The sequence below is a fragment of the Vibrio glycogenivorans genome (assembly GCF_051660965.1).
Lineage (GTDB): Bacteria > Pseudomonadota > Gammaproteobacteria > Enterobacterales > Vibrionaceae > Vibrio.
Genome location: NZ_JBPVIS010000013.1, coordinates 64,973 through 82,177 on the forward strand (window position 1 = coordinate 64,973; position 17,205 = coordinate 82,177).

Annotated in this window: 17 protein-coding genes and 1 other RNA gene; 7 read left to right on the plus strand and 11 right to left on the minus strand. The window is 50.1% G+C overall.

Annotated elements, in window-relative coordinates; translation table 11 throughout:
* Positions 1–85 precede the first annotated feature (85 nt).
* Both rnpB and rsmI read right to left on the minus strand, forming a co-directional pair.
* An RNA gene (gene rnpB, locus ACSTTG_RS20240) (RNase P RNA component class A) lies at positions 86–477 on the minus strand.
* Between the two features lie 88 nt (positions 478–565).
* Positions 566–1,432 (minus strand): 16S rRNA (cytidine(1402)-2'-O)-methyltransferase, encoded by an 867-nt coding sequence (gene rsmI / locus ACSTTG_RS20245; RefSeq protein ID WP_438460944.1) that lies wholly within the window; start codon positions 1,430–1,432, stop codon positions 566–568.
* A gap of 62 nt (positions 1,433–1,494) precedes the next feature.
* Here rsmI and ACSTTG_RS20250 point away from each other — a divergent pair, with 62 nt between their 5' ends.
* From ACSTTG_RS20250 to ACSTTG_RS20265, 4 genes are read left to right on the plus strand one after another with little or no spacing between them, the layout of a single operon-like run.
* Entirely contained in the window at positions 1,495–3,306 is a 1,812-nt protein-coding gene (locus ACSTTG_RS20250) for a penicillin-binding protein activator (protein WP_438460943.1), read from the plus strand.
* Positions 3,293–3,715 carry a YraN family protein gene (locus ACSTTG_RS20255; protein ID WP_438460942.1) on the plus strand — a complete coding sequence of 141 codons (423 nt, stop codon included), beginning with the start codon at positions 3,293–3,295 and terminating at the stop codon, positions 3,713–3,715. The genes ACSTTG_RS20250 and ACSTTG_RS20255 overlap by 14 nt, the downstream gene beginning before the upstream one ends.
* 15 nt (positions 3,716–3,730) lie before the next feature.
* Entirely contained in the window at positions 3,731–4,321 is a 591-nt protein-coding gene (locus ACSTTG_RS20260; protein ID WP_438460941.1) for a phosphoheptose isomerase, read from the plus strand.
* 3 nt (positions 4,322–4,324) lie between these two features.
* The gene (locus tag ACSTTG_RS20265; RefSeq protein ID WP_438476016.1) at positions 4,325–4,894 is read left to right on the plus strand and encodes a BON domain-containing protein; all 570 of its coding nucleotides are present in this window, start codon (positions 4,325–4,327) and stop codon (positions 4,892–4,894) included.
* A 210-nt stretch (positions 4,895–5,104) separates the two neighbouring features.
* On the opposite strand, the gene sspB is transcribed toward ACSTTG_RS20265, so the two are convergent.
* From sspB to zapE, 8 genes are all read right to left on the minus strand, one after another.
* Positions 5,105–5,578 carry a ClpXP protease specificity-enhancing factor gene (gene sspB, locus ACSTTG_RS20270; RefSeq protein ID WP_438476017.1) on the minus strand — a complete coding sequence of 158 codons (474 nt, stop codon included), beginning with the start codon at positions 5,576–5,578 and terminating at the stop codon, positions 5,105–5,107.
* 11 nt (positions 5,579–5,589) lie between these two features.
* Positions 5,590–6,225 (minus strand): stringent starvation protein SspA, encoded by a 636-nt coding sequence (gene sspA, locus ACSTTG_RS20275; RefSeq protein ID WP_438460938.1) that lies wholly within the window; start codon positions 6,223–6,225, stop codon positions 5,590–5,592.
* 111 nt (positions 6,226–6,336) lie between these two features.
* Entirely contained in the window at positions 6,337–7,074 is a 738-nt protein-coding gene (locus ACSTTG_RS20280; protein ID WP_438476019.1) for a cytochrome c1, read from the minus strand.
* Positions 7,071–8,336: a cytochrome b gene (locus ACSTTG_RS20285; RefSeq protein WP_438476021.1), complete on the minus strand. Its 1,266-nt coding sequence runs from the start codon at positions 8,334–8,336 to the stop codon at positions 7,071–7,073. The genes ACSTTG_RS20280 and ACSTTG_RS20285 overlap by 4 nt, the downstream gene beginning before the upstream one ends.
* Positions 8,336–8,929: a ubiquinol-cytochrome c reductase iron-sulfur subunit gene (gene petA, locus ACSTTG_RS20290; RefSeq protein WP_438460935.1), complete on the minus strand. Its 594-nt coding sequence runs from the start codon at positions 8,927–8,929 to the stop codon at positions 8,336–8,338. Before petA ends, ACSTTG_RS20285 begins: the two co-directional genes overlap by 1 nt.
* Positions 8,930–9,238: 309 nt before the next feature.
* Positions 9,239–9,631 (minus strand): 30S ribosomal protein S9, encoded by a 393-nt coding sequence (rpsI, locus tag ACSTTG_RS20295; RefSeq protein ID WP_438460934.1) that lies wholly within the window; start codon positions 9,629–9,631, stop codon positions 9,239–9,241.
* Between the two features lie 15 nt (positions 9,632–9,646).
* Complete coding sequence (rplM, locus tag ACSTTG_RS20300; protein WP_438460933.1) at positions 9,647–10,075, minus strand: 50S ribosomal protein L13; 429 nt, start codon at positions 10,073–10,075, stop codon at positions 9,647–9,649.
* A gap of 255 nt (positions 10,076–10,330) precedes the next feature.
* Positions 10,331–11,449: a cell division protein ZapE gene (gene zapE, locus ACSTTG_RS20305; protein WP_438460932.1), complete on the minus strand. Its 1,119-nt coding sequence runs from the start codon at positions 11,447–11,449 to the stop codon at positions 10,331–10,333.
* A gap of 126 nt (positions 11,450–11,575) precedes the next feature.
* On the opposite strand from zapE, the gene zapG reads away from it, so the two are divergent.
* The 3 genes from zapG to degS all read left to right on the plus strand — a co-directional run bounded on the left by zapG (position 11,576) and on the right by degS (position 14,783).
* Complete coding sequence (gene zapG / locus ACSTTG_RS20310) at positions 11,576–12,046, plus strand: Z-ring associated protein ZapG (RefSeq protein ID WP_438460931.1); 471 nt, start codon at positions 11,576–11,578, stop codon at positions 12,044–12,046.
* Positions 12,047–12,180: 134 nt separating this feature from the next.
* Entirely contained in the window at positions 12,181–13,548 is a 1,368-nt protein-coding gene (locus ACSTTG_RS20315; protein ID WP_438460930.1) for a DegQ family serine endoprotease, read from the plus strand.
* Between the two features lie 158 nt (positions 13,549–13,706).
* Entirely contained in the window at positions 13,707–14,783 is a 1,077-nt protein-coding gene (gene degS / locus ACSTTG_RS20320; protein ID WP_438460995.1) for an outer membrane-stress sensor serine endopeptidase DegS, read from the plus strand.
* A 158-nt stretch (positions 14,784–14,941) separates the two neighbouring features.
* Here degS and parC read toward each other — a convergent pair whose 3' ends face one another.
* On the minus strand, positions 14,942–17,203 hold the full coding sequence (gene parC, locus ACSTTG_RS20325; protein WP_438460929.1) for a DNA topoisomerase IV subunit A: 2,262 nt from the start codon (positions 17,201–17,203) through the stop codon (positions 14,942–14,944).
* Positions 17,204–17,205 lie beyond the last annotated feature (2 nt).

Sequence of the window (17,205 nt, forward strand, 5' to 3'; positions counted from 1 at the left end):
CACTAAGTTTACGGCTTATCAGGATTTATTAGTCAGTAAAAAGCAAAAAACCCACCACAACTTGATGTCATGGTGGGTCTCGAATAGGTGGAGCCGACTATAAGCCGGGTTCTGTTCCGCTTGCGCGGTGGTAGCCATTCGTCTAGGCCAGCAATCGCTCACTGGCTCGAGCAACCTACCCGCCTCCTTACGCGAGCAACGCAATGTGGAGGCCTATTTGGTCTTGCTCCGGGTGGAGTTTACCCTGCAGCGAACTATTGCTAGTCGCCCGGTGCGCTCTTACCGCACCCTTTCACCCTTACCTGTGCCCTAAGGCCATCGGCGGTCTTCTCTCTGCTGCACTTGTCGTGGGCTTGCGCCCCCCAGGCGTTACCTGGCACCCTGCTCTATGGAGCCCGGACTTTCCTCCCCTCCATCAGTCTCCCCCACCACGTGGAAGAGGGACATCAATGAAGCAGCGACTACCCAGTCAACTCCGGTGGCGGATTGTATAGAGTTCTCGCTAGGGTGTCTAGGTAAATGTGACAATCTGCACCGTTTGCTGATTGATTGCTCAATCGAGCGTCTAATTGGCTAAGTTTTCTAAGCCCCACTTATACAGCGCATTTTTCTTCAGATTGTAGATCTCAGCACACAGCGCAGCGGCTTTTTTCAGCGGCAATTCCGTGACCAAAATACCTAAGGTCCGCGTCGCCTCGTCTGGCAAGGTATCACTCACCTCTTCACGATAGCCGTGCACCAAGAGTACCATTTCGCCTCGTTGCTGGTTTTCATCGCTTCGCACCCACTCAACCAACTCCCCCAAGGGCAGGTTTTGGATGGTTTCAAACGTCTTAGTCAACTCTCGCGCTAGAGCGACCTCACGCTCGGGGCCTAAAATCTCCAACATGTCATCGAGCGAATCTAGGATACGGTGCGGCGACTCATAAAAGATGCACGTGCGCTCCGCCTTGGCTATCTCTAAAAACTTATCTTTACGCCCTTTGCTCTTGGCAGGGAGGAAGCCTTCAAAACTGAAGCGATCCGATGGCAAGCCTGACGCGCTCAGCGCCGTGATCACCGCACACGCACCAGGTAATGGCACAACCCTTACATTGGCTTGACGACATTGATTGACAAGGTGATACCCTGGATCACTGATCAGTGGGGTACCCGCGTCAGAGACCAACGCAATAGACATACCCTGCTGCAATTTTTCGACTAAAACTTGCGCTTTTTGTTGCTCATTGTGATCATGAAGGGCATAAGTTTTGGTATTAATTGCGAAGTGAGACAATAATTTACCTGTATGGCGGGTATCTTCCGCCGCGATCAGATCCACAGAAGAGAGCACTTCGATAGCCCGTTGTGTGATATCCGCTAGATTACCAATTGGAGTTGGTACAATATAGAGCGTAGGAATGTCGTTAGGGATTGTTTTACTGTCGGTCATTTGTTTACCATCACATCAACGATTACTATAGAACTAATTTAACACGCACAAGAATAGAGCGCATGGCAAAAAAGAATCCTAAAAAATGGAGTGTACCACGCCTACTCACTCCTGTAGCACTCGCATTGACGATTGCCGCTTGTTCCACGACGCCACAAGCACCTGAAAGCGTCGATATTACCCAAGATCCGGTTCAAGACTCGCAAACCTATCTGATTCGTGCAGACAGCTCACAAGACAGCCTGCAGGTCGATTGGTTGATTATGGCGCTCAAGGCGGCAATTCAAGAGCAAGACGCTGATTTGGCCGAACGCTTGAGTACCCGTATCCAACGCCTTTCATTGACCGATATTCAGCAAGCCGAGTGGCGAATCACTCGCGCCGAGCAGGCGCTGTCACAGGGTCAATATAACTCCGCATTGCAAGTGCTCAGCTTCGAAAACAGCTGGTCTCTGCCTCCACAACAGTGGGAGGAGTATTTCCAATTGCGTGCGCAACTGCTTGAGCTTCAGGGACGCTTCTTCGATGCCAATCGCGAGTTGATTGCGATGAGCCGATTTGCGCCTACATCAAGCCAGTCATTGATTTCTGAACGTATCTGGAGCAACTTTGGTCAATATCAAGCAGCTCAGTTGCTAAGTCTACCAACGGAAGGCGAAGAGGAAGTCCTTGCTGGTTGGATTGAACTTGCTCAGCTCTATCAGCGCCAGCAGGCCAATATTCCGAGCCTCAAAGCATCTCTGGAGCAGTGGCTAGAGTTCAATAGCCAACACCCTGCCGCCTTTTATACCCCGCAGGTAATTAACGGTATCTTAGCTCTCGATATCAGCCTACCGACCAAAACCGCACTCTTGCTACCACTGTCGGGTAAATACCAACCTCAAGCCGAGCTGATCCGCGATGGTTTTCTGCTCGCTATGATGAACGATGAGGGCCGAGAGCCAGATAATCAATTGACCTTGATTGATACTACTGGCATCTCAGGTGAAGAGCTTGAAGACAAGATCGTTGCGCAGCAAGTCGACTTTATTGTGGGTCCTCTGACCAAGAGCAGTGTCGAGATGCTCCAAGATGTCCAAGACACCCTACCTAAACCGATCCCAACCTTGTCACTCAATATTCCCGAGGATATCGAGCCAGGCTTTGGCACCTGCTACCTAGCCCTGTCCCCAGAGCAAGAAGTTGCTCAAGCGGCGAAGTACTTCGCCGAGCAAGGTTATCAGTTCCCACTGCTCATCGCGCCGAACAACAATCTTGGTACGCGCGTCAGTGAGGCCTTCGAGGCCGAGTGGCAGGAGTATGCAACCACCCCAGCCGCAATCGACTTGTTTGATAATCGCAACCAGCTGCAGCGCAATATCAACAGTGTCTTGGGTCTGCAGGAGAGCCAGCAGCGCATCGCGCAAATGACGACGATCCTAGATAGCGAGCTGGAATCAGAGGCGCGCAGTCGTCGTGATGTCGACGCGGTCTATATCGTCGCGGACAGCGCTGACTTGACCCTGATCAAGCCGTTTATCGAGGTGGCGATTAACCCAGATACCACACCGCCTAAACTGTACTCTAGCTCGCGTAGTAACAGCAGCTCGAAACAGTATGAGGACTTAACTGGGGTTACCTTCAGTGATATTCCACTGCTTCTGCAACCAGAGGCAGAGCTCAAGGCGCAAATAGAAGAGTTGTGGCCAGAGAGTTCTAAATCGCAACAACGCCTGCAAGCCTTAGGTATGGATGCGTACCACCTCATGGTTGAACTGCCACAGATGAAGGTGACACCTGAGGCTCGTATTCAGGGTCAGACTGGCATACTCAGTATCGACGAAAACTGCGTAGTTGAGCGAGAAATCAGCTGGGCGGAGTATGGGACTTTTTAGTCGTCTCTCGCGTCGAGGCTCATCTCAGGCGGATTCTTCTCACGTGAATAATCCGCCACGGAGTATCGGCGAGCATTATGAGACCTTGGCACTCGAGCACTTGACTCGCCAAGGTCTTGCTCTTGTCGAGCGCAATTTTTCCACCAAGTGGGGAGAAATCGACCTAATTATGCGCCAAGGGGAGACATGGGTGTTTGTTGAGGTAAGATATCGCCACAAGGCTGACTTTGGTCACGCCGCAGAAACCGTAACGCGCACCAAAGCTCGCAAGATCATCAAGACGGCACAGATTTGGTTAGCGCGGCACAATCTACCACTGCACAGTACTGATATCCGCTTTGATGTCATCGCCTTACATCAGCAAGGAAAGCAACTAGAGTGGTACCTCAATGCAATTACAGAAAACTAATTAGGATCATAACCGATGCTCGAAAGCATTAATGACAGTTTTAAAGAAAGTATCCAGATTCAAATCGCTGCTGCAGAAGCCCTGCCTGATGCGATCACCCACGCCGCTCAAGCAATGGTGAGCAGCTTGCTCAACGGCAACAAGATCCTGTGTTGTGGTAATGGCGGCTCCTCCGCTAACGCGCAGCTTTTTACCTCATGCTTGGTCAACCGCTTTGAAACCGAGCGTCCAAGCCTACCTGCGATTGCCTTAACCGCAGACAACACCACCCTAACCGCGGTTGCAAACGACTACCACTATGAAGAGATATTTTCTAAGCAGGTGCGTGCCTTTGGCCAACCGGGAGACATACTGCTGGCTATCTCCACCAGTGGTAACAGCAAGAACATTATCAAGGCAATGGAGGCCGCGGTGACCCGCGATATGACCATCATCGCCTTTACCGGTAAAGATGGTGGCGAGATGGCCGGCCTGCTCGGCGAGAATGACGTCGAGATCCGCATCCCCTCTCATCGAACCGCTCGTATTCATGAGGTGCATATGGTGACGCTACACTGCCTATGTGACCTTGTTGATCAGGTACTTTTTCCAGCCCACGAAGAGTAAACAATGACGTTGACCAAGCTTCTTCTTACCCTAGCCGTAACAATCAACCTTGCAGGATGCGCCGGGCTGTTTGTTGCTGGCGCCGCGACCACTGCCAACATTGCGACCGATACCCGCTCTACCAGCGAGATCTGGCGTGACAATAATATAGAGTTTGAGGTGGCCTCGATCACCAATCAACAGCCTTATGTAGAGCGTGTGCGCGTGTCGAGCAGCTCACATCGAGGTACGGTGGTACTGATGGGACAATCGCAAGAAGAGGACTTGGTGGCCAACTTGATTGACGAAGTACAATCAATCGAGGGCGTGACGATGGTATACAATCAAATCCGCGATAAAGCGCCGCTGAGTGTCTCGGGGATCAGCCGAGATAGTTGGCTCACCACAAAAGTGAAATCTGCACTACTGACCGAGAAGAAGCTCAATGGAATCAAGGTCAAGGTGATCACCGAAGATGAAGAGGTCTTTCTGCTTGGCAGCGTCTCACATCAGCATGCCGATATCGCCACCGAGATCGCCCGCAACATCTCAGGTGTGAAAAAAGTCGTCAGAGCTTTTCAATACGCCGACTAACTCACAGAGGTTCGAGTTTCGGGGACGGGCTTTGCCCTACGAGAGGCGAGTAAAAGCTTGTCATAGATATGAGTATTCACGGCAAACTCAAAGCGTGCTGCATACTACTCGCACCTCGGAACGAAGTGAAACCCGAACCTCGAACCTAAAATAAAAAGCCAATGGCTTTCACCATTGGCTTCAATATACGATAACTAGAAACAAGCTCGATTATTTTACAACACGTAAGCTAGGTCGGCCCTTTGGTCTTGGCGCGGGTTCAGGCTCTTCTTCAGCCATTACCTCTTCCGTTGCAACCGACAGGTGCTCTTCAGTGGTATCTTGTTGCTCTTCTTCCTCGACGATGCCACCCATGTATGCCTCTTCAGGCTCAAACATAGTACCGGCACCATTCTCACGAGCATAAATCGCCTGCACGGCGTACAAGGGCACGATCACTGAGTGTGGGCGACCACTAAAGCGCGCATTAAACGTGATCGCTTCATTGCCCAGCTCTAGGTTACCGACTGCACGTGGTGCCACGTTTAAGATGATTTGACCATCTTGGACAAACTCCATCGGTACACGCACGCCCGCCATTGTCGCATCAACAACCAAGTGAGGGGTTAGATCATTATCCACCAGCCACTCATAAAACGCCCTAAGCAAATAAGGACGTCTTGGCGTCATATTTGAAGCATCCATCTGAAAGCCTATTAACGAGTAAGACGCATTTCACGTTCAGCTTCAGTCAAAGAAGCAAGGAATGAATCACGCTCAAACACGCGGTTCATGTAGACCTTGATCTCTTTTGATCCAGGACCGGTAAGCTCGATACCCATTGATGGTAGGCGCCACAACAATGGTGCTAGATAGCAGTCGATCAAGCTGAATTCTTCACTCATGAAGTACTCGTATTCACCAAAGATTGGGCCAAGTGTCAGCAGGTCATTACGCAGTTTGTTGCGTGCTGCTTCCGCTTCCTCTGGGCTACCTTTCGCTACTTTTTCAGCTAGAGAGTACCAGTTACGCTCGATACGGTAGATCATCAGACGGCTACTACCACGAGCCACTGGGTATACTGGCATCAGTGGTGGATGAGGAAAACGCTCATCGAGGTATTCCATGATAATTTTAGAATCGTACAGAGCCAATTCACGGTCCACGAGTGTCGGGACAGTTTTGTAAGGGTTTAGCTCGGCTAGCTCTGCAGGTAGATTAGTTTCATCAACCAGCTCGACTTCCACGCTGACACCTTTTTCAGCGAGAACAATACGAACCTGATGGCTATACAAATCAGATGCACTTGAAAATAGCGTCATCACAGAACGTTTATTGGCAGCTACAGCCATGGAGCCCTCCAGCACACTTAACTTAAGAAGAAAAATTCAAATAAAAAATAATGGAGGCTAAGCCTCCATTATTTATAATAATTCGGAAATTAGCACGGTATGATAGCACAATTAATGCACATCACGCCAATACTCTTTCTTCAACAGTACCACAATGATGGTAAACAGCACTAAGAAGCCCATCACCCACCAACCGAGTTTATGTCGCTCCAGTTTCACTGGATCGCCAGAGTACTCAAGGAAATTGACCAGATCACGGATGGCATCATCATACTCTTCCTGGTTGAGCTCCCCAGTCCCATCAGTACGCACAGCCACGACGACCTGCTGCTCTTCACCATCAACCACTCGCGTGCCATACACTGGCTCAGGGATCCCTTGCAGCTCCTCAAGCACATGAGGCATGCCGACGCTTGGGAACACGTAATTGTTAACACCAAAAGGACGTGAATCATCGGTATAGAATGCGCGCAAATAGGTGTAGAGCCAATCTGTGCCCCGTACTCGGGCAACGAGCGTCAAATCCGGTGGCGGCGCACCGAACCATTGTGCGGCTGCTCCCTGTGGAATCGCATTGACCATCAGATCACCGATCTTACTCTCCGGGTCAAACACCAAATTATCCATCATCAAGTCATGCGGAATGCCCAGATCATCAGCCACTCGTTCATAACGCTGATACTGCTGTGCGTGACAACCAAAGCAGTAGTTCATAAACAGCTTCGCACCATTTTGCAGCGAGGCGGTGTCAGACAGATCGTTATTGGCTTTATCGAGAGGGACACTCACACCCGCAGCGAAAACCAATGTTGGCAGCATTGCAAACAGAACTAAAATCCATTTTTTCATTTGAATGTTACCCTCTCTGGCAGTGGTTTTGTTGCCTCATGTTTGCTGTAGAAGAACAACAAGACAAAGAACATGAAGTAACCCAGACTGAAAATTCTCGCCATGATGGTGTATACGGGTGTCGCAGGCAGCGCACCAAGGATCCCTAAGGCGATAAAGCACACAGTAAATTGAGCAATATTGATCAGATGCCACTTGCTTCGGTAACGGTACGAACGCACCTTGCATCGATCTAACCAAGGCAGCAAGAACAGGACGACGATCGCAGCACCCATCGCGACAACACCTAACAGCTTATCGGGCACAGCACGCAAAATGGCGTAAAACGGCGTGAAATACCATACCGGTGCGATGTGATCGGGTGTCTTGAGTGGGTTTGCCGTCTCAAAGTTTGGTGGCTCAAGGAAATAGCCACCCATTTCTGGATTAAAGAACAGCACGTAACAGAACAAGAACAAGAACCCTGCCACACCGATGAGATCTTTCACCGTCCCGTACGGATGGAAAGGGATGGAGTCGATGATGTCATATTTCTTGGTGTAGTCATCGTGGAACTTAAACTGAGTCTTATAATCGGCACCCATGCTGCCTTTGGGTAGTTTAGTCTCGATCCCATCCGGATTGTTTGACCCTACCTCATGCAGCGCTAGCACATGCAATACCACCAGCAGCAGCAACACGATGGGTAAGGCAATAACGTGCAGTGCAAAGAAGCGATTCAGTGTTGCCCCAGAGATCACATAGTCGCCACGGATCCACAAGGTGAGATCATCACCGATAAACGGTATCGCGCCGAACAACGAGATGATCACCTGTGCCCCCCAGTAGGACATCTGTCCCCATGGAAGCAAATAGCCCATAAAAGCTTCTGCCATCAATACCAAAAAGATCAACATACCAAACAGCCACAATAGCTCTCGGGGTTTCTGGTATGAGCCGTAAATCAGACCGCGGAACATATGAAGATAGATGACAACAAAAAACGCCGAGGCCCCCGTTGAGTGCATGTAGCGTAATAGCCAGCCGTACTCAACATCACGCATGATGTACTCAATCGAGGCAAATGCGCCCTCACCTGACGGTACGTAGTTCATTGTCAACCAGATACCGGTAAGAATCTGATTGACCAGCACCAACATCGCAAGTGAGCCGAAGAGATACCAAAAGTTGAAGTTCTTTGGCATGGGGTATTCTGACAGGTGCTTGCGATACGCATTCATTGCGGGCATGCGCTTTTCTACCCAGTCTAGTAGTGCTTGCATTAGGCTTCCCCTTGTTCATCGACACCGACTAAAACCTTGGTGTCGCTAACATACATATGTGGTGGTACAACTAGGTTGTACGGTGCCGGCACCCCTTGGAACACCCGTCCTGCCATATCAAACTTAGAACCGTGACATGGGCAGAAAAAGCCAGATTTCACCCCTTGAACTTGTTCGCCAAAGGTATCGGGTAGGTAAGTTGGTGAGCAACCTAGATGGGTACAGATGCCGACCGCAACAAAGTACTCGGGTTTGATAGAACGATAGGTATTAACTGCGTACGTCGGTTGCTGCTCTTCCTGAGAGCCCGGATCTCGCAGCTGACCATCTAACTCAGACAGGCCATCGACAATGGCTTGAGCGCGGCGAACAATCCATACCGGCTTACCTCGCCATTCGACACGAACCATTTGCCCTTGCTCGAGCTTACCGATATCCACTTCAACCGGCGCGCCCGCAGCTTTCGCCTTGGCGCTCGGGTTCCACGATTTGATGAAAGGTACGGCGACAGCGACGGCCCCTAACCCACCCACAACAGCGGTTGTGGCGGTTAGAAAGCGTCTGCGGCCGTTATTTAGTGGCGCATTGCTCATCCAAACATTCTCCCTTTGACTCCTTTCGGGCTGGTGAGGTCCCTTATCAGAGCACGGCTAACAATTCCAATTTGTTTTGTCTCTAATTGTTATCAAATGATAAAGAAAAGCCTACTTTTTGACAAGGTAAAGCTACTTTTTTGTAACATACATCAAGGGATTTGTTTTAACCGAGTAAATTATCGATAAAACTGGCTAGATAAAGAGGGGGCGGAGTCTGGGAAGGAATGCTAAGTAATAAAAAAGCCTGGTAAAAACCAGGCTTTTGAAAATTTGCTCTTGCGAGCAAGTAAAACGATAACCGTAAGATTAACGTTTTGAGAACTGTGGACGACGACGTGCTTTACGTAGACCAACTTTCTTACGCTCAACGCGACGAGCATCACGAGTAACGTAACCCGCTGCACGTAGAGTTGGACGTAGAGACTCATCGTACTCCATAAGAGCACGAGTGATACCGTGACGGATAGCACCAGCTTGACCAGAGATACCACCACCTTTAACAGTGATGTATAGGTCAAGTTTCTCAGTCATTTCAACTAGCTCAAGAGGTTGCTTAACAACCATACGAGAAGTTGGACGACCGAAGTACTCGTCAAGGCTACGCTTGTTGATTACGATGTTGCCGCTGCCTGGTGTGATGAAAACACGTGCAGCTGAGCTTTTGCGACGGCCAGTGCCGTAGTATTTATTCTCTGCCATTTCCTAAATCCCCAATTAGATGTCTAGTACTTTTGGTTGTTGAGCAGTGTGGTTGTGCTCAGCGCCAGCGTAAACTTTAAGCTTACGGTACATAGCACGGCCTAGAGGACCACGTGGAAGCATGCCTTTAACAGCTAGTTCGATAACCATTTCTGGCTTACGATCGATTAGCTTGTCAAAAGTGATTGACTTAAGGCCACCTGGGAATTCAGTGTGACGGTAGTAAGTCTTAGCTGCAGCTTTGTTACCAGTTACAGTAACTTTCTCAGCGTTAACAACGATGATGTAATCACCAGTGTCAACGTGTGGAGTGTACTCAGCTTTGTGTTTGCCACGTAGGCGAGATGCAATTTCACTTGCTAGACGGCCAAGAGTTTTACCTTCAGCGTCTACAACGTACCAGTCGCGTTTTACAGTTTCTGGTTTAGCAACGAAAGTTTTCATGCTAATAATCCGATAATTTAGATTTACACTTAAAGGAGCATTGCTCCCACTGACTAAGAGCCCAGTCATCACCCCTTCGAGTGGATGGCACTCTCGACCTTTAGGTTCTTTGGAACAAGTCCGCAAAACAGGTCTGCAGTAACGGTGGGTCGCAGGATTATAGAGAAGTCAGTTGAAAAAATCACCTCTTTTTTCGGCAAAGTGTTATTTTTTTCTTAGGCTTGCTTATAGCCAGTGTCATTTGCGCCCATTCACCTAGCCTAAGTGCTCGCGCGCAAGGTAATCGTGGCTCTGCATTTCTATCAAACGTGACTGACAGCGAGCAAACTCAAAGCTCAGCCTGCCCTGAGTATAGAGAGCATCAATCACCACTTCAGCCGAGATTATCAAAGTCACATTGCGCTCATAAAACTCGTCGACCAGCGCGATAAAACGTCGTGCCGCATCATCATTATTAGCCCCCATCTGCGTGACACCCTTGAGCAGAACCGTGTGATAGAGACGGGACAGTTCAATATAGTCGTTTTGACTGCGAGCGGATAAGCATAGCTGCTCGAAAGTCGCGAACAACACTCCTTCACAACTGGCGACAACCTCAAGCTGGCGATGATTGACCTCGATAACCTGTTCATGTTCATCAGGCGTGCAGTGCACAGTCAACTCAGCAAAGTATCGCTCTAGGTTAATATCGGCCTGAGCATCAAGTGGGGCGTGGTAGATCTCTGCCTGCTCTAGAGTTCTGAGACGAAAGTCTGTGCCACTGTCTACATTGAGGATCTGACAATGAGCCTCTATCAATGCAATGGTCGGCAAAAACCGTGCACGCTGCAGACCATTACGATAAAGATCTTTCGGCGCAATATTGGACGTTGCCACTAAAATGATCCCTCGGGCAAATAAGGCATTAAACAGCCCAGCTAAGATCATTGCATCAGTAATGTCCGAGACATAAAACTCGTCAAAACAGATAATGTCGGTTTCACTGGCGATTTGATCGGCAACGATCTCAAGCGGATCCTCGACTTCACCAAGTGCTTTGAGATCATCGTGGACCCGATACATAAAGCGGTGAAAATGCACCCGAAGCTTGTTTGGATTGGTTAATGCATGAAAGAAGGTGTCCATCAGGTAGGTTTTGCCCCGTCCAACACCGCCCCAGAGGTAAAGACCTTGCGGGGCTGGCGGCGTCACGGGCGAGCGACCGAGCAACTTATCGATTAGGCTTTGAGGTTCGGGCGTATAGCTTATGTACTGCTGGTACTCAAAAAACAGTCGATCCAATGCCTTTATCGCCACTGACTGGGCCGCATCTTTGACAAAGCCGTTATGAGCGACATCATGTTGGTAACGCTCCTGCGGAGACTGCACGACCATACTCTTTCCCATCCTCAACTGAGCTATTTCACTTTATTGACTGGAAATCTCATAGTAACATGGGTTTGCACCCCGTTGTAACTTACTGGTTGCAAAAAGGTTAAATAATTACAAAGAGGAAATCTTATGCCTTGGATCTATGCAATTGTTGGCGTGTTAGTCGGTGCATTGGGCGGCTTCCTAGCTGCACGTTACACAGCACCAAACGAAAAGAAACAAAAGTCTCTACAAAAAGACCTTGATACTGCTCAGTTTACTTTGGAGCAACAACGTCAAGAACTCACTGATCATTTTGCTCAGACTGCTGCCCTACTCGATACGATTGGTAAAGACTATACCAAGCTCTACCAGCACATGGCAGAAACCTCACGTGAGTTGTTGCCCCAGCAACCCGAGCAAGACAACCCATTTACCAAGCTGATTGGTAGCAAAGAGCAATCCAGCGTTAGAAACCCGCAGAGTATCAACCCAGCAGTGGATACCAGTGAGTTAGAGCAAGCTCCGCGAGACTATTCAGATGAGGCGACCGGACTGCTTAAGGATGAAGAAAAAGAGATCATCCATGCACCTGAGATCCCTACTGCCAAGGCGTCCTAACACTTTTATGACAATTAATTAGGAACTTAGCTAAGGTTTTTGAGTCGAAACTCGCGATGGCACGATAGATTTCCCATTTGAAAGCGCCTAGGCTATACCGATGGGAACTAAGCGTATAATTACAGGAGTTATCGATGAAAAAACCTTTACTCGCACTCACGGCATTATCTCTTAGCTTAGGGATGATCCTGTCCCCGGTCACCGTACAAGCTGCCTTACCTCATTCCGTTCAGGGCGAATCACTGCCAAGCTTGGCGCCAATGCTAGAGAAAGTGACTCCAGCTGTGGTCAGTATCGCGGTTGAGGGTACTCAACCTGCGCGCCAGCAGGTTCCTGAACCGTTCCAATTTTTCTTTGGTCCCGATTTTCCCGGAGAGCAACTTAGAGAGCGTCCATTCCGCGGTCTTGGCTCTGGCGTGATCATTGATGCTAAGCAGGGTCATATCGTTACCAACTATCACGTTATTAGTGGCGCTGATAAGATCCGAATCAAGCTCCACGACGGGCGCGAGTACAATGCTGAGCTGATTGGTGGTGATGAAATGTCGGATATCGCCTTACTTAAAGTCGATAAGCCGCGTGACCTGACTGAGATTTCGGTTGCTGACTCTGACAAGCTTCGAGTCGGTGACTTTACCGTTGCGATTGGCAACCCGTTTGGGCTGGGCCAAACTGTCACGTCGGGAATTGTCTCAGCCCTTGGCCGAAGTGGTCTAAACCTTGAAAACTTTGAGAACTTTATTCAAACCGATGCGGCGATCAACAGCGGCAACTCGGGTGGTGCGCTGGTCAACCTCAACGGCGAACTGATCGGCATCAACACTGCGATTTTAGGTCCAAATGGCGGGAATATCGGTATTGGTTTCGCTATTCCAGCCAATATGATGACCAACCTCACCGACCAGATCCTCGAATACGGTGAGGTCAAACGCGGCATGCTCGGTGTTCAAGGTGGTGAAATCACCTCTGAGCTTGCCGAGGCACTCGGTTACGACTCAAGCAAAGGCGCTTTTGTCAGCCAAGTGGTTCCTGACAGCGCGGCAGACAAGGCCGGCGTTGAGGCCGGGGATATTATCGTCTCAATCAATGAACGCAGTATCAGCACTTTCAGTGAACTGCGCGCTAAAGTAGCCACCTTGGGCGCGGGTAAAAAAATTAAACTGGGCGTGGTTCGTGACGGCAAGCAGAGAAGCTTTGACGTGACATTGGGTGAACAGAACTCCGTCAAAACCTCCGCCGATAAACTTCACGAAGGGCTTACCGGCGCTGAGTTGACCAACACCACCGGACAAGATCCAGTTCAAGGGGTCAAGGTATCCAGCGTAGCGCAAGGCTCTCCTGCTGAGAGCTACCAGTTACAACAAGGTGATATCATCATCGGTGTCAACCGTCACCGCGTGGACAACCTTGCTGAGCTGCGTAGTATCATTGAAGAAACCGAGGGTGTGCTTGCTCTCAACGTGCAACGTGGTGATCGTACTCTCTACTTGGTTATTCGCTAACCCGCTAGCAGAGCAATAACTATTGATAAAAAAGACACACTTATGTGTGTCTTTTTTATTGTAAAAACAAATTGATATTATGGTTTGTCAGCACCCTCGGTGCTATTCTAAAGCGATCTTATCTTTTCATCGAACTCAGAGGCGAATGTCTGGTGCATATTGTTAGTTTTCTGCTGCGCTCAATTGGCTTAGGTTTAGCGACCGCGGCAATCCTGCTGCTCGCTATGCCATCTCTGCGCCAGCAGGTATTACCAAGCACCCATGTTTCTCACACTGAAAACATTGACCGATTGCAGATCTCATTCAAAGATGCTGTGCATCGGGCAGCACCTGCGGTAGTCAATATCTACAGTCGCAAGTACACCGAAAATTCCCGTACTCAGCTCTCAACCCAAGGCTTGGGCTCAGGCGTTATTGTCAGTGACAAGGGCTACATCATCACCAACTATCACGTAGTGGCTCAAGCTGATCAGATCATTGTTGCTCTACAAGACGGGCGCGTAGCTGCAGCCCAAGTCGTTGGTGTTGATCGTCGTACTGATATCGCTATCCTGCGAGTTGAGGGCGATAATTTACCCGTCATTCCACAAAATCCAGACTACAACGCTCAAGTCGGTGATATCGTGCTGGCGATTGGCAACCCGTATAACCTCGGTCAAACTACGACATTTGGTATTATCTCAGCCACAGGTCGCTCCTCTATCAGCGCCGATGGTCGTCAGGCCTTTATCCAAACCGATGCCGCCATCAATGATGGGAACTCTGGTGGGGCCTTGGTCAACAGTCGTGGTGAGTTGGTCGGGATCAACACCGCTTCTTTTCAACAGGCGACTGATCTTGAGACCTACGGCATCTCCTTTGCGATCCCCTTTCGCCTGGCCAACCAGATCATGGAAAAGATCATTGCCGACGGTCGCGTGATACGCGGCTACATCGGCATCGATGGACAAGATATCAACTCAGTCACCGCACGCCTGCTTGGCGACAACCACCCAGGCGGGATCGTAGTATTGGGCATCGACCCTAACGGCCCTGCCGCAGCCGCTGGCTTTAAAACCCAAGACATTATTCTGCGTATCGATGGGCAGAAAATTAATGGTAAACAAAGCGTAATGGACCAAGTCACCGACCTGCGCCCCGGCACGGATATCGATATCGTGATACTGCGTGAGGGACAAGAGATGACGTTAAGGGTCACTATTGCGGAGGACTCTAGGGTCTTTACCCCGCAATAGAAAAGGCTCGAGGAGCGGGGACGGGCATAGCCCTACGAGTTGCGAGGAGTTTAGTATATCACCCGCCCCTCGGAACGAAGTGTAACTCGCTCCCCGCCCCTAAAAAAAGCCCCATGCTTTTTGGGGCACAGGGCTTTTCTTTTCTTTCAAACTTCAGCTTATTCCGCCGGCTCTTCGCCGTCTATCTCAACTCGTGTGACGCGCTGTAGACCGCGTGGCAGTAGTCCGCCTCGGCGACCGCGTTCACCGCGGAAGTTATCTAGATCCGCAGGCTTGAGGCCTAGTTTGCGCTTACCCGCGTAAAGGGTCAGAGATGCCCCTTGTGGTATTGGCATTAGGTGGGAGACGAACTCCTCACGCTCTTTCGCTTTGGCCGCTGGAATATTGATGATCTTATTCCCTTTGCCCTTGCCAAGCTGAGGCAAATCGCGAATCGGGAACATCAGCATGCGACCTTGGTTAGTGATAGCCAAAATCTCATCACTATCGATGTTGTCGATCGCCAGCGGAGTCATCACCTGGGCGTTTTGCGGCAAGGTGACCAAGGCTTTACCACTGCGGTTTTTCGACAGCATATCGCTGCCCTTACACACAAACCCATAACCGGCATCTGAGCCCATCAGCCAAAGCGCCTCATCGTCACCCATCACTACTTGAGTCACATTGGTGCCCGCGGCAATATTCAAGCGACCGGTGATTGGCTCACCCTGGCTGCGCGCCGATGGCAATGTGTGCGACTCCAGCGAGTAACTGCGTCCATCATTGCCAAGGAAAACGGCCTGTTGATTGCTCTTACCACGTGCTGACGCAAGATACTTATCGCCGGACTTATAGTTCAAGCCCGTTGCATCGACCTCATGCCCCTTAGCGTGACGGATCCAGCCTTTCTCAGACAGAACAACAGTGATCGGCTCACTTGGTACAAGGTCACGCTCAGTAAGCGCCTTGGCCTCTGCACGCTCAACCAACGGCGAGCGGCGATCATCACCGTATTTCTCGGCATCGGCCTTGATCTCTTTCTTGAGCAGAGTGTTCATGCGACGCTCAGAGCCAAGTAGCTGTTCTAGCTTCTCACGCTCTTTCTCAAGCTCTTCTTGCTCACCACGGATCTTCATCTCTTCAAGCTTAGCCAGGTGGCGAAGCTTGGTATCTAGGATGGCGTCAGCCTGAATATCTGTGATACCAAAGCGCTCCATTAGCACCGCTTTTGGTTCATCTTCGGTACGGATGATCTCAATCACCTCATCGAGGTTAAGATAAGCTATCAACAAACCTTCTAAGATATGTAGGCGGGCGAGCACCTTGTCGAGGCGGAACTGAAGACGGCGACGCACGGTTTCACGGCGAAACTCGATCCACTCAGAGAGGATCTGCACCAAGCCTTTAACCTGTGGGCGATTATCTAAGCCGATCATATTCAGGTTAACGCGATAGTTGCGCTCAAGATCTGTCGAAGCGAACAAGTGATTCATCAACTGCTCGCTGTCAACGCGATTAGAGCGAGGCACAACCACGATGCGGGTTGGGTTTTCGTGGTCCGACTCGTCACGCAAGTCCTCAACCATTGGCAGCTTCTTGGCGCGCATCTGGTTGGCGATCTGCTCAAGCAGCTTGGCCCCTGACACTTGGTGCGGCAGCGAAGTGATCACAATCTCACTGCCCTCTTTATGCCATACCGCACGCATCTTCACACTGCCCTTACCAGTGCGATAGATCTTCTCCAGATCCGACGCTGGTGAGATAATCTCGGCCTCAGTCGGATAATCCGGCCCCTTGACGAACTGCATCACATCAGCCAGCTCAGCCTTAGGGTTATCAATCATGTGTACAGTAGCTTCGGCAATCTCACGCACGTTGTGTGGCGGGATATCGGTGGCCATACCAACTGCGATACCGGTGACACCGTTGAGCAGGATATGTGGCAGGCGTGCTGGCAGCATCTGCGGCTCTTTGATCGTGCCGTCAAAGTTTGGCTGCCACTCCACCGTGCCCTGTCCAAGCTCGCCCAACAGTACCTCAGCAAACTTCGATAGTTTGGCCTCGGTATAACGCATAGCAGCAAAGGATTTCGGGTCGTCCGGGGCACCCCAGTTACCCTGACCATCCACCAATGGGTAGCGGTAAGAGAATGGCTGCGCCATCAATACCATGGCTTCATAACACGCTGAATCACCGTGTGGGTGATACTTACCTAGTACATCACCAACCGTACGCGCCGACTTTTTGTATTTCGCGGCGGCCGACAGGCCCAGCTCTGACATCGCGTAGATGATACGGCGCTGAACCGGCTTCAAGCCGTCACCAATGTACGGCAGAGCACGATCCATGATCACGTACATCGAGTAGTTTAGATAAGCGTCTTCAGTGAACCTGCGCATCGGCAGCTGTTCAACGCCATCAAATGTAATTTCGTTAGACATCT

Coding starts and splice junctions, on each gene's coding strand:
- rsmI (WP_438460944.1), bottom strand. CDS start 1,432: ATGACCGACAGTAAAACAATCCCTAACGACATTCCTACGCTCTATATT.
- ACSTTG_RS20250 (WP_438460943.1), top strand. CDS start 1,495: ATGGCAAAAAAGAATCCTAAAAAATGGAGTGTACCACGCCTACTCACT.
- ACSTTG_RS20255 (WP_438460942.1), top strand. CDS start 3,293: ATGGGACTTTTTAGTCGTCTCTCGCGTCGAGGCTCATCTCAGGCGGAT.
- ACSTTG_RS20260 (WP_438460941.1), top strand. CDS start 3,731: ATGCTCGAAAGCATTAATGACAGTTTTAAAGAAAGTATCCAGATTCAA.
- ACSTTG_RS20265 (WP_438476016.1), top strand. CDS start 4,325: ATGACGTTGACCAAGCTTCTTCTTACCCTAGCCGTAACAATCAACCTT.
- sspB (WP_438476017.1), bottom strand. CDS start 5,578: ATGGATGCTTCAAATATGACGCCAAGACGTCCTTATTTGCTTAGGGCG.
- sspA (WP_438460938.1), bottom strand. CDS start 6,225: ATGGCTGTAGCTGCCAATAAACGTTCTGTGATGACGCTATTTTCAAGT.
- ACSTTG_RS20280 (WP_438476019.1), bottom strand. CDS start 7,074: ATGAAAAAATGGATTTTAGTTCTGTTTGCAATGCTGCCAACATTGGTT.
- ACSTTG_RS20285 (WP_438476021.1), bottom strand. CDS start 8,336: ATGCAAGCACTACTAGACTGGGTAGAAAAGCGCATGCCCGCAATGAAT.
- petA (WP_438460935.1), bottom strand. CDS start 8,929: ATGAGCAATGCGCCACTAAATAACGGCCGCAGACGCTTTCTAACCGCC.
- rpsI (WP_438460934.1), bottom strand. CDS start 9,631: ATGGCAGAGAATAAATACTACGGCACTGGCCGTCGCAAAAGCTCAGCT.
- rplM (WP_438460933.1), bottom strand. CDS start 10,075: ATGAAAACTTTCGTTGCTAAACCAGAAACTGTAAAACGCGACTGGTAC.
- zapE (WP_438460932.1), bottom strand. CDS start 11,449: ATGGTCGTGCAGTCTCCGCAGGAGCGTTACCAACATGATGTCGCTCAT.
- zapG (WP_438460931.1), top strand. CDS start 11,576: ATGCCTTGGATCTATGCAATTGTTGGCGTGTTAGTCGGTGCATTGGGC.
- ACSTTG_RS20315 (WP_438460930.1), top strand. CDS start 12,181: ATGAAAAAACCTTTACTCGCACTCACGGCATTATCTCTTAGCTTAGGG.
- parC (WP_438460929.1), bottom strand. CDS start 17,203: ATGTCTAACGAAATTACATTTGATGGCGTTGAACAGCTGCCGATGCGC.